This is a genomic window from Psychromonas antarctica, from assembly GCF_022267535.1.
Classification (GTDB): Bacteria; Pseudomonadota; Gammaproteobacteria; order Enterobacterales; family Psychromonadaceae; genus Psychromonas; species Psychromonas antarctica.
On record NZ_JAHNZV010000033.1, the window covers coordinates 1 to 12097 of the forward strand.

Sequence of the window (12097 nt, forward strand, 5' to 3'; positions counted from 1 at the left end):
GAGATGTTTTTTGGCCTGAGAAGTTACTTATCGAGCTGTAAAAAGCAGGGTGTCAGTGGTTCCACAGCTCTTGCTCTATTGTTAAATGATATGCTACCAAATATATTTACCCCTGCTGAGTAGTTACTATTTTCTTAACAATACCTTCGTTGTTAATCGCATAAACAATCGCCTGACGTACACGTACGTCTTTAAGTGCAGGGTTGCTATTTTGATTCATTTGGAAAGTAATAATACGTGTACCGGCAACTGTTGTTAATTTAACATTTTTGGTCTGCTTAACACGTTTTTGATCATTTGGAGCGACGGGGTAAATCATATCAACATCGCCAGAAAGTAGTGCCGCAAGACGTGTTGCATTCTCTTTGATCGGTACTAGGGTCAGTTTATCTACGTTACCTGGTGAGTTAGTGTCCCAGTAATCAGCAAAACGTTCAAAGACAACTTTTATACCTTGTTCACGAGATGTCACAATAAATGGACCTGTGCCGGATACATGGGTTGAAGCAAATGAGCCACCATGTTTCACTATTGCCGCTTTATCTTTACCGTCTATTTCGCCTGAATAGAACTTACTGTCCATCGGAAATATATACGTCGCAGTTTGTAATACCAGTGGGTAAGGTTCTGTTGATTTAATTTCTACCGTATAATCATCAATTTTAACCATTTTTTCATAAGGTGCGAATACACCCTTAAAATCAGCTGAAACTTTAAGGCGATTAAATGTCCAAATAACATCGTCCGCTGTCAACATGTTACCAGAGTGAAATTTCACCCCTTTGCGTAAATAGAAACGGAATGTTGTGTCATCTATACGTTGCCATTTTTCTGCCAAACGCGCTTCAAAATCAAACTCTTTAGTAAAACGGATAAGCGGATCAAAGAGCATATGTGACATCTGCATCGTCCCGCCTGAAAGCTGCTCATGTGGATCAAGTGAGACCGGATCTGCGTCATAAGCAACTGTAATGTCAGCAGCTGCTGCATTAAAGGCAAGGCCCGCGGCAAGTAATGTCACGGCTAGTTTAGTTTTGAAAAATTTCATTGAATAGCTCCTTTAATGGGAGATAACTCCCTTTCTGTTGTACTTGTTATTAATAAATAGCTCATCATTGTTAAGCTTGTTATAAAGCGCTTCTTAGCCCTTTAAAAGCCGGCATTAACGAAATAAGATGTTTACTGTATTCATGTTGCGGATCGGTAAACAGCTTTTCTGTCGTAGAAACTTCTAGCAGTTGTCCCTGTTTCATCACACCTATACGATCACAAACTTGACGAATAACGGGTAAATCATGACTGATAAATAGCATAGTCAGATTTAATTCATCTTGAAGATCTTTCAGCAGATTAAGTATTTGCGCCTGAACAGATACATCTAAAGCAGACGTAGGTTCATCACATATCAATAAACGCGGCCGGGTTGCTAATGCGCGCGCAATGGATACACGTTGACGCTGCCCCCCTGAAAACTCATGAGGATATTTAACCCCCGCCATTCTGCCAAGGCCAACATGGTCTAGTAGATCATGAACAATTTGGCGAATTTCAGTTTCTGATTTAGCTAATTTATGGAAACGAATCGGCTCGGCAATAATATCGAATATTTTCATGCGCGGATTCATAGAAGTATAAGGGTTCTGAAATACCATCTGCATCTGTCTGCGAATAGGACGGCGCTCACTTTCAGACTTTAATGCGGTGAGATCGACTCCTTCAAAAGTGATTTTACCTTCATCTGCTGGATATAATCCGGCAATAATACGCGCAATGGTCGATTTACCTGATCCAGATTCACCTACCAAGCCAAACGTTTCACCCTCTTTAATTTGAAAACTGACATTATTTGAGGCTTGTACATATTCACGTCGACTGGCAAAAAACGAATTTTTAGTTAGAAAGCGTAAACTGACGTTTTCGACATTTAATAAAGGCCCTGTATAGTTTTTCTGATCTTCACTTTGCCCTAGCCAATGTGTTTTTATATCGAGATGCTTCATTTCACCAGCTTCTTCAATATAGCTTACTAACGGAAAACGATCTAATTTGATATCCGAGCGGGGAACTGCTGATATAAGGCTACGGGTGTAATCATGATCTGGATCGCCAAGGACTTTTTCTGTTGTGCCAAATTCAACTAAATCACCACGATACATTACGGCAACTTTATCAGTCACATTAGAAACAACCCCCATGTCATGAGTCACTAACATGCAGCCGACATTTTTTTCAATGCAGAGATCACGGATCAGTTTCAGAATTTGATCTTGGATGGAAACATCTAATGCAGTAGTTGGCTCATCAGCAATAATAAGATCCGGCTCACCAGAAAGTGCTATTGCAATCACAACTCGTTGGCGCATTCCACCTGAAAATTGATGTGGGTACTGCTTAATGCGTATGTGCGCTTCCGGAATACCCACTTGCTCCATCAGATTTAACGCGCGTGAAAACGCTTCCTCTTTAGTGACATTAAGATTGGCAATAATGGTTTCTGTTAACTGTTCTTCAACAGTAAAAAGGGGGTTTAGAGAGGTCATTGGATCCTGAAAAATAAAACCTATTTTTGACCCGCGAACACTGAGCATCTGCTCCTCAGATAAACCAGATATTTTCTCCCCCTCTAGGTAAACATCGCCACTGGCAATGACACCTGGCGGGCTTAAAAGGTCAATAATACCGTTACCTATTGTGGATTTACCTGCGCCGGATTCACCAACAACACCCACAATTTCTCCTCTTTCAATCGAAAAAGAGAGTGATTTTACAGCAGCATGAACACCATGACGCGAAGGGTACTCAATGCGAAGATTTTTTACTTCTAATAAAGACATGCTTAAATACCTACAACCTGACGGTTTTCCGTCCAGTTTTAAAATTAATTTTATTGATCATCAGCAAGTTATTCTGATATAGAAAAATCATACTATGTAATAAATGAAGCTAACTCAATGATATTCATTTAAATACATGAAGTAAGATTAAATTTAGAAACATTGATAATCGACATTCAAAGAAACTACGCCAGTCAATTTTAAAATGTTCATTGCTAATTTTGAATATTGATCCGCAACATTGTTGATATCAATAATAGACTACACTTGAAGTGTTTAAGCAATAAGTGTGCCAGCTAGAAAATGCACTATTTATGGGGGGGGGGAGTAGATGTAAGTTTTTTTAGCACCAGATGAGTGCGTAAAAATTAGTTAGCGCACCAAAAAGAAGATGTTCGTTCATTATTCATCACAGAACCGACAATAGGCGGAAATAAATCCGCATAAATCATTTCTTTATTACAATTATAAATAAGCTAACTGGCTGAGCAGGCATATCAGTGATGGATAAAGAATATGCATCACTGATATCTTAACTAAATTACTGCTTTTTTACGGCGTCAATAAACGTGTCTCTTGCTGTTCGCGAACCAGCAGCTTCTGCTTCATCAACAATCGTCAGTGCTTTATTGATATCTTGCGCTGCAACTGCTTCTACAATGGCCTGATTAAATTCTTTTTCCTGGCTGTCTGATGGTTTGTTAAGTGCTTTGACAAAGGTTTCTCTGGCTGTTTGTGAGCCATTTGCTTCCGCTTCTTTGACAATCGTTAATGCTTTATCTATCTCTTTTGCGACAACGGCCGCAATAATTTTCTGGTTAAACTCCTGCTCTGTAGGGAGTTTTGTTGCTTTGCCCAGTGATGATATTATTTTTGGTATATAACTATTTGAGTCATCCGTTTTAGCCCCTTGTTCTTCACTTTCAAGCTTAATTAACCCCATGGCTGAGTGCGGAATAATCGGATCTGCAATATCAGGCTCTACCGTACCGTGTGCTTTAGCAAAGCTTTTGGCTGGGTGGATAATCGTTGTACTTCCCAGTACCGCTTGATTTGTTGTATAGAAAAGCAGATAAGTTTCATTTGTTACATTATTACTTTGCGGCCGAAAGATAGTCAGTTCTGTTGATAAAACATCTCCAGCTAACAGCTTAGCTGTCTTATAAGTAAATTGATTTACAGGGATAGTGCGGGTGATATGAAAGTTAGTATCAAGCAGGGTTATCTGTGGCGCGACAACCGTATTTGCTATAATTGCACTGATTTGCAATTTCAGTTCACTATTGTTGCTGGTTAATTTATAGGCCTGAACAAAACTCTTACCAGAGGCAAAGTTATAAACTTGAGAGTCACTATCAAGAGGGATAAAAAGGTCATTATTACTGTTAATTTCTTGGTAACGCAATTGACTGAAATCATCACAGCAGGCCTCTTTGCGGGCAAGGGCTTGACTAGCTTGTTCCTGATTAATGAATGCACTCCCATAAATCTCTCTTGGTGATTGCAGCGTGGTATTTGAGCAGCCGGAAATTACCAGACTAGCGGCTAAAATGAATGAGGATTGTTTGATAATCATATTTAATAACCTGATTTTAAAAAGATATATCACTATAAAGAGATTTAATTAAAAATCCAGCAGTAATATTTGTGATGCGATTGTATCATTAAATGTTTGCTACACGTCTCTAATTTACGCGTCGAGGGGCTAGGTTTAAGATTTTTTTTTTATATTTTAAAATTACTAATTTTGTTTTTTTTTGTTTTTTACTTATTGAAACTTAGTTTCAATTCACACTAACTTAATTAATTGACTGTTAGCGAACAGTTAACCGTGTAAAATATGCTTACGACCTTGAAAAAAAAGAGATATTATGAATTTATCACTTATCAAAGATGAATTATTAGAAGCTGAAAAAGTATTGCAGGCTTTTGTTAATAATGAAGAAAACTTAAAAAACATTGAGCAAGCTGCAACTTTATTAGCGGACTGTCTAAAAAGAGAGGGTAAAATTCTTTCTTGTGGTAATGGTGGATCTCATTGCGATGCGATGCATTTTGCTGAAGAGTTAACGGGGCGATATCGTGAACACCGACCCTCTTATGCTGCGATCGCTATTTCCGATCCAAGCCATCTCTCTTGTGTCGGTAATGATTATGGGTTTGCTTCTGTTTTTTCGCGTTACTTAGAAGGAGTGGGGCGCCGTGGAGATGTTTTATTCTGTCTATCGACAAGTGGTAACTCAGAAAATATTTTAAAAGCGATTGAGGTTGCTAAGTCGAAAGGGATTGCCATTATAGCGTTAACAGGTAAAGATGGTGGACAAATGGCTGGACTTGCCGATGTAGAAATCCGAGTTCCCCATTTCGGTTTTGCCGATCGTATCCAGGAAGTACATATCAAGATCATTCATATCCTGATCTACTTAATAGAAAAGAAAATGGCGTAAGTTTTGCGTAGCTTTTAAGGATCGATGATTAAATGTGTGAATTACTAGGAATGAGCGCCAATGTGCCTACTGATATCTGTTTTAGTTTTAGTGGCTTAGTTAAGCGTGGTGGGGGAACTGGACCGCATAAAGATGGTTGGGGTATCACTTTTTACGAAGGTAAAGGATGTCGCAGTTTTAAAGATCCGCAGCCCAGCTGTGACTCCAAAGTTGCAGAGCTTGTTAAAAGCTATCCGATTAAAAGTCAGTCGGTGATAAGTCATATTCGTCAAGCAAATAGAGGCAGCGTCAGTTTAGAAAATACGCACCCTTTTATTCGTGAATTATGGGGTAAAAACTGGACATTTGCTCATAATGGGCAATTAAATGGCTATCAAGATCTACCTATGGGACGGGCTTTCCCTGTCGGGCAAACCGACAGTGAACGCGCCTTTTGCTGGATAATCGATAAATTATACCAAAGCTATGAAAAAGAGCCGCAAGATTGCTTCGCTATGTTTAAACAAATAGCCAGCTATGCGGATACCCTGCGTACAATGGGGGTTTTTAATATGCTTTTAAGTGACGGTGAATATGTGATCTGTTACTGCACTAATAATCTCTATTGGATAACACGTCGTGCGCCATTTGGTAAGGCACAGTTGATTGATGAAGATATGATTGTTGATTTTCACAAAGAAACCTCAGATCAAGATGTGGTCACGATTATTGCAACGCGTCCGCTTACCAAAGATGAACAGTGGAATAAAATGGCAGAAGGGGAGTATTGCGTTTTCCATTTTGGTGAACGAGTGCTTTAATTAAATCAATTCGTATTAACCCGCAAAAATAAGCGCAGAAAATTAGAAATAATCTTTACAAAGGTAGAAGATATGAATTTCTTTTTTCTGTTCAAAACAGATTACTATGACCGCTTATTCCTCAACGAAGTATTTAATAAGCATAAATGAATGCTTGCTTCGTTATTGATTTCATCGGTTTCTACTCCGCTTTAATAGATTATCCAATTAGTGAAATGGGTATAATTCCCTTCATTTGAATAATTAGCCATGCTTATAAAATTCATGACGCACAGAATAATAAATAGCGAGGTCAGTGAAAGCCTCGCTATCAATATTTTGATCTACACCACTTAGCGTTTATCTGATCCTTTTAAACTCTAAAGCGCACGGTTTCCCATTTGTGTAAATGGGTCTTTAATCTAATCAACTCCAGTTCGCCTTAATATGGTACTCGCAACGCTGTTATGACGGCTTGGAGATGACAATATCAACCAGTCTTTGCATAATAATTTCGGTCTAGCATGTTATTGATTTTCATGCGTTGTTGGTGATCAATTAATTTCAATAAGAAATCTGTTATATTATGCTGCGGTTTTTAAGCTGGCTTGCTTTGTTAGTACCTAAATGCCAGTGCAGCTTTTAAAAATATAAATAATGTAGCGGCTATTACTTTTAAGCCGCAAGACTGTGATGCATATTGGTATTATGGATCAATACAAAGCACAACGGGGTAAGGCTGGAAAATAGCGGGTTTGTATCTGAGTTTACTCAGTTAACTTTCTTTTACCCACGATCCACCTTACTTACACCATTAAAAAATTTACTCGAAAGTAATATATAAAAATAATTATAAAGGATCTTGTATGAGCAATAAAGAACGGAAAATATCACTGACCAAACGGGTCATTTTGGGGATGTTAATAGGGATTGCGACAGGTTTTTTAATTCGTACATTTTTATCTGACATCGCGTTTGTGAGTGACTATATTGTGCATGGTTTTTTTGATGTCGGTGGGAAAATCTTTATTGCCAGCTTGAAAATGTTAGTGGTGCCTCTGATTTTTGTCTCCTTAGTTTGTGGAACTAGTTCTTTAAAAGACATTTCAACCTTAGGTCGTTTAGGCGGTAAAACCGTGGCGTTTTATCTTGTGACGACAGCCATTGCAATTACTCTGGCTATTGTTATGGGTAATATTTTTGCCCCTGGTGTTGGTGTTGATTTGACTGCTGCGACAACGTTTGCTTCACAAGAAGCGCCTTCGCTAGGCTCTGTGATCATTAATATGTTCCCAACTAATCCAATAAACTCAATGGCAGAAGGCAATACATTACAAATTATTGTTTTCGCGATTTTATTCGGAATCGCAATTAGCGCTTCTGGAAAAGCAGGGGAACGTATTGCTTCAGTGTTTTCGGATTTAAATGAAGTGATTATGAAGTTAGTTGTGATGCTAATGAATCTTGCACCATATGGTGTTTTTTTCCTTATGGCTAAACTATTCACGACGATAGGATTAGACGCTATTGCCAATCTATTAAGCTATTTTTTAGTCCTTTCCGGCACTTTATTACTGCATGGTTTTGTCACTTACGGTATTTTATTTAAAGTGTTTACTGGACTTAATCCGCTTATCTTCTTAAAGAAAATGGAAACGGCTATTACCTTTGCTTTTTCAACTGCCTCGTCAAATGCAACCATTCCGGTAACACTGGAAACGGCCACTAAGCACCTCGGTGTTAAAAACAAAATTGCAGCATTTACCGTACCGTTAGGTGCAACCATTAATATGGATGGTACTGCAATTATGCAGGGCGTGGCGACAGTGTTTATTGCTCAGGCTTTTAATATTGACTTAACGATGGGTGATTATGCGATGGTCATAATGACTGCGACACTCGCTTCTATAGGCACCGCGGGTGTTCCCGGGGTTGGTTTAATTATGCTGGCGATGGTGCTTAATCAAGTCGGTTTACCTGTTGAAGGAATAGCGATGATTATTGGGGTTGATAGATTACTTGATATGATCCGTACCGCCGTCAATATTACGGGAGATTGTGTGGTGACCTGTATTGTTGCTAAATCAGAAGGAGAGCTGGATTTAAATGTCTTTAATGATCCTAATGCTGGCAGTACAGATGAAGAGTTACATCTACACCACTTAAAATAAGCGTTTTTTTGCCGCGATAAAAAATAGTGAAATGCTTCGCCGTTTCGCTATTTTTGGTTATCTATAAAAGCCTCTATTTCCATTATATCCCAAGTTGCTTTGTGCGAACTCCGTTCTGAGCCCCAAATAAGATACAGCATGGCACTTTCCACTTTCCGAACGCTTAACAGCATTCCTAGGAGTGCATGCAAACCTTTTAGTTTTGGAGTGCTGCGGACATAGACTTATTGATAATATTATTTAATACATAAGCGTAAAAACTGCCTGATCTATTTAAGGCAGACTTCCAATTACAGTGCTTTTACTAGCCGAACTTCTCGTACTTAAGATGTTCCACAATTAAGCCTCCATTTATTACCTATTATGTGCTCTAAGTGGCTATTTTGTCCGCTGTATTTTGCTATATATATAACTCTGATCTTTATAGGTTGCGTAAGGTTGATTAGTCTGCTGCAGCTTGCTACATTAAGGGGGGGATATGGCAGTCAAAAAACACAAACGTAAATCGGTAAAACAAGCGAATAAAAATCAAATTTCAAAGCGTGGCGTCAGGCATCTTAGTTTGATAGATAAGCATCCTCGTATCTTTTTTTTATTGGGTACATCCTTGCTGCTATTTGGTATTTTGTTAGTTGTTCTTGGCGGGCACAATAATGCCAAAGTTGGACTGGCTATGTTGGCTATTTTTATTGGCGGGGCGACAGCTGTTTTTGCTAATTTAGCGTTACCGAAACACAGAATTAAAGGGTGATTTTTGAGCTGTGCAGTAGCTATAGGATAAAATAAAAGGGATTTTACGGAGTATTTTTTCACTTGTATTTAGATATAAATTGATAATAAATATAGTCGCAGTGCAATATATTGGGTAACGGCGAATTGTCTTAGCCGTTATGGTTACATAATGATATTGAACTTTAGCTAAAATATAGTCATTTTATTTATTATTGAATGCTATCTATTTAGGCACAGGCACAACGAAGTCTCTTTGACTTCAAAATATATAATTCGTGGAGATTCATTTATGACATATAACAAGAACAATAAAAACAGATATATTAGTAACCTAACTAAAGAGACATATGCGCTGGTTTTGGCAGGAGGACGAGGTAGCCGATTGTACGAGTTAACCGATTGGCGTGCCAAACCGGCTGTGTATTTTGGTGGCAAGTTCCGCATTATTGACTTTCCATTATCAAATTGTGTTAACTCTGGCATTCAACATGTAGGGATTGCCACTCAATATAAATCACACTCGTTAATTCGTCATATTCAGCGTGGCTGGTCTGGCTTTAAAGCTAATTTATCGGGGGTGGTGGAAATACTGCCTGCTTCACAACGTAGTGGAAGTGATTGGTATATGGGCACTGCGGATGCGGTATACCAGAACCTGGATATTATTCGTGCCGAGAAACCTAAATATATTTTAATTTTATCTGGTGATCATGTTTATCGAATGGATTATGGTGTCCTATTGGCGCAGCATGCAGACAACAACGCCGATATGACTGTTTGTTGTTTAGAAGTTGCAACCGAAGAAGCGGCTGGCAGCTTCGGTGTGATGACCGTTGACAAGTCGAATAAAGTCATCGCATTCGACGAGAAACCAAAGGTACCGAATGAAATACCGGGTAAGCCTGGGTTGTGTTTAGCCTCTATGGGTAATTATGTATTTAACAGTGAATTTCTTTTTGATCAACTCGAGAAAGATTGCTGTAAAGAAGGGTCTAGCCGCGACTTTGGCAATGATATTATTCCGGCCATTATTGAGGATCATAATGTCTTTGCCTTTGCCTTTAAAGATCCAGAAAGTAGCAAACAGCCTTACTGGCGTGATGTAGGTACAATTGATTCATTTTGGGAAGCCAACATGGAGCTTGTTGAACCTCGCCCGCAACTTGATTTGTATGACAAGGGCTGGCCTATTTGGACATACCAAGAGCAACTTCCACCTGCTAAATTTATATTTGATAATGACGAGCGACGTGGGACTGCTCTTGACTCCACAGTTTCTGGTGGCTGTATTATTTCGGGCTCAACTATTCGTAAGTCTCTGTTATTTTCAAGCGTCCATACACACTCCTACTGTGTTATTGAATACTCGGTAATACTCCACGGTAGTGATGTCGCTGAAAACTGTAAATTGCGCCGCGTGGTTGTCGATAGTGATTGTAAAATACCAGCGGGTATGACAATTGGTTATGACAAAGAGCAGGATATAGCCAACGGTTTCCGTGTTTCAGAAAAAGGAATTACCTTGGTGACCAAAGATATGCTTGCCGCATTAGCTCAAAAATCAGCATTAAGCGCACCTGAAAAGTGAAGATAATCGACTAAGGGTAGCGTAAGCTGCCCTTTTTTTATTAGCTTGGATACTTTCTTCGATACCTCGGTAGCATGCTTTGATTTCCTAACAATCCTCCTTGATGAATGTAAATGACAGACTTCTCCAAGCGATTTTTTTTCAGATAATCTAAAAGTGTTAACCAGCCTAAAGGATCATAAAGTAGATCAAACTCAATCCCTGTTTGTGCTTTGAGTTGTTGCCATATTTGATAAAATTCTGGATAGAGTTTGCCAAATTGATAGCGTTTTCTGGTCGGCAAAATGATAGGCCACATCGATGTATTATCATCTAATTCCGAAAATTGTTGACTCAAGTAGTCGGCATTACCGACACAAGCGCAGGTCAATACTTTATAAGGCAATAAAGATTGTAGAAAAACGGCGCTAGTGCCCGTGCCAGATGGCAACATGATTAGCGGATCTAATAGTGCTTGCTGCTGGCAAAAGTCTTTAATCTCTTGGGCTAAAACCGCGACGCCCTGTTTTGCCTGTTTAGAGCGGCCACCCTCGGGAATAAATAGCGTATCTGATGGTAAATGTTGCGCTTTTAAGCGTATAAATGAATCAAGATTATCCTTGCCGAGGTCGTTTTTTTCTAATTCTATTATATTTGCACCTAACGCCAGCGCCGCGCAATAGTTTCCATTTGGTTGCGCTTTTAACCACTGGGGAATGCTTTGCACATAAAAATCTAATTGCCAATTTTTAAGCTTGGCAAGAGCCGCTAGAGAGTAGAGGGAATTCGCTTGAACAGAGCCGTAGCACATTATTTTTTTGATAGCAGGAAACTCATTATTGAGATAATAAGCAAATTTTCGTGCTTTATTACCTGAAAAATGTGTATTTAAAAGATCATCTCGCTTTATAAAAAAAGTAAAGCCATCCATCCTGACCGATTGCACGGGAGATAAAGCCAGTACGGGGCTGATTTTCTGTGTCATCGGCTTTCTCCATTTTCACATATAACTATTTTACTCATTAGCAGATTTACTTCTCTTGTTACTTTCTTGTAATAAGTAAATATTAGCGCCATTTTAAGACGATGAAAATAGGATGAAGGAGTCTATTGATAACAGTAATGGGCGCTATGATTGTAAATAAGAGGAAGTTCAGTGTGATAATTTCAAATCAAAGAAGGACGTTGGCTCCCAAGTTATTAATCGTTATATTGAGAGCGTGCAGGGTGTTTTCTATTTGCAAAAGGATAGAGGCTCCTCGCAAATAGCTTACATTTCAGATGTTGTTATTAAATCTAATCGTTACTTAATTCGTTAATATTTTCAGTTGCTTGTAGTTGATCTTCTTCGCGGTTTTGTTGAAACCAAAAACGTTTTCTACCTGTTGAACGAGCCATATATTTCCTTAATTTTTTATTTGTGTGAACTAATATCATTTATTGCATTAGTTCGATAGCGCGATTTATCGTAATGATAAATCAAATCAGATGTGGTGATACCAACATCTATTTAATAAATACACTCAATTTATAGTGTGATTATATTTTTAGTTTGCAGCCCTTTGGG

At 38.6% G+C, this 12097-nt stretch carries 9 protein-coding genes; 5 read left to right on the forward strand and 4 right to left on the reverse strand.

Features of this window, described 5'->3' with window-relative positions:
* Positions 1 to 106: 106 nt before the first annotated feature.
* From KSO91_RS09170 to KSO91_RS09180, 3 genes are all read right to left on the reverse strand, one after another.
* Positions 107 to 1048: an ABC transporter substrate-binding protein gene (locus tag KSO91_RS09170; protein WP_238742656.1), complete on the reverse strand. Its 942-nt coding sequence runs from the start codon at positions 1046 to 1048 to the stop codon at positions 107 to 109.
* Between the two features lie 79 nt (positions 1049 to 1127).
* A complete protein-coding gene (locus KSO91_RS09175; RefSeq protein ID WP_238742657.1) occupies positions 1128 to 2834 on the reverse strand; it encodes a dipeptide ABC transporter ATP-binding protein in 1707 nt (568 codons plus the stop codon).
* 541 nt (positions 2835 to 3375) lie between these two features.
* The gene (locus KSO91_RS09180; protein WP_238742658.1) at positions 3376 to 4410 is read right to left on the reverse strand and encodes a MalM family protein; all 1035 of its coding nucleotides are present in this window, start codon (positions 4408 to 4410) and stop codon (positions 3376 to 3378) included.
* A 295-nt stretch (positions 4411 to 4705) separates the two neighbouring features.
* Between KSO91_RS09180 and lpcA the strand changes: the two genes are divergently transcribed.
* From lpcA to glgC, 5 genes are all read left to right on the forward strand, one after another.
* Positions 4706 to 5281 carry a D-sedoheptulose 7-phosphate isomerase gene (gene lpcA, locus KSO91_RS09185; RefSeq protein ID WP_238742659.1) on the forward strand — a complete coding sequence of 192 codons (576 nt, stop codon included), beginning with the start codon at positions 4706 to 4708 and terminating at the stop codon, positions 5279 to 5281.
* A gap of 32 nt (positions 5282 to 5313) precedes the next feature.
* The gene (locus KSO91_RS09190; protein WP_238742660.1) at positions 5314 to 6081 is read left to right on the forward strand and encodes a class II glutamine amidotransferase; all 768 of its coding nucleotides are present in this window, start codon (positions 5314 to 5316) and stop codon (positions 6079 to 6081) included.
* 845 nt (positions 6082 to 6926) lie between these two features.
* Positions 6927 to 8231, forward strand: a complete 1305-nt coding sequence (locus KSO91_RS09195) for a dicarboxylate/amino acid:cation symporter (protein WP_238742661.1) — start codon at positions 6927 to 6929, stop codon at positions 8229 to 8231.
* Positions 8232 to 8709: 478 nt separating this feature from the next.
* Positions 8710 to 8982, forward strand: a complete 273-nt coding sequence (locus KSO91_RS09200) for a hypothetical protein (RefSeq protein WP_238742662.1) — start codon at positions 8710 to 8712, stop codon at positions 8980 to 8982.
* 270 nt (positions 8983 to 9252) lie between these two features.
* A complete protein-coding gene (gene glgC / locus KSO91_RS09205; RefSeq protein ID WP_238742663.1) occupies positions 9253 to 10551 on the forward strand; it encodes a glucose-1-phosphate adenylyltransferase in 1299 nt (432 codons plus the stop codon).
* Between the two features lie 40 nt (positions 10552 to 10591).
* On the opposite strand, the gene KSO91_RS09210 is transcribed toward glgC, so the two are convergent.
* The gene (locus tag KSO91_RS09210) at positions 10592 to 11515 is read right to left on the reverse strand and encodes a 1-aminocyclopropane-1-carboxylate deaminase/D-cysteine desulfhydrase (RefSeq protein WP_238742664.1); all 924 of its coding nucleotides are present in this window, start codon (positions 11513 to 11515) and stop codon (positions 10592 to 10594) included.
* Positions 11516 to 12097: the final 582 nt, after the last annotated feature.

Bases quoted from the DNA above. Each gene is read 5' to 3' on its own strand.
- KSO91_RS09170 (WP_238742656.1), bottom strand. From the start codon at position 1,048: ATGAAATTTTTCAAAACTAAACTAGCCGTGACATTACTTGCCGCGGGC.
- KSO91_RS09200 (WP_238742662.1), top strand. From the start codon at position 8,710: ATGGCAGTCAAAAAACACAAACGTAAATCGGTAAAACAAGCGAATAAA.
- KSO91_RS09180 (WP_238742658.1), bottom strand. From the start codon at position 4,410: ATGATTATCAAACAATCCTCATTCATTTTAGCCGCTAGTCTGGTAATT.
- KSO91_RS09175 (WP_238742657.1), bottom strand. From the start codon at position 2,834: ATGTCTTTATTAGAAGTAAAAAATCTTCGCATTGAGTACCCTTCGCGT.
- KSO91_RS09190 (WP_238742660.1), top strand. From the start codon at position 5,314: ATGTGTGAATTACTAGGAATGAGCGCCAATGTGCCTACTGATATCTGT.
- glgC (WP_238742663.1), top strand. From the start codon at position 9,253: ATGACATATAACAAGAACAATAAAAACAGATATATTAGTAACCTAACT.
- KSO91_RS09210 (WP_238742664.1), bottom strand. From the start codon at position 11,515: ATGACACAGAAAATCAGCCCCGTACTGGCTTTATCTCCCGTGCAATCG.
- KSO91_RS09195 (WP_238742661.1), top strand. From the start codon at position 6,927: ATGAGCAATAAAGAACGGAAAATATCACTGACCAAACGGGTCATTTTG.
- lpcA (WP_238742659.1), top strand. From the start codon at position 4,706: ATGAATTTATCACTTATCAAAGATGAATTATTAGAAGCTGAAAAAGTA.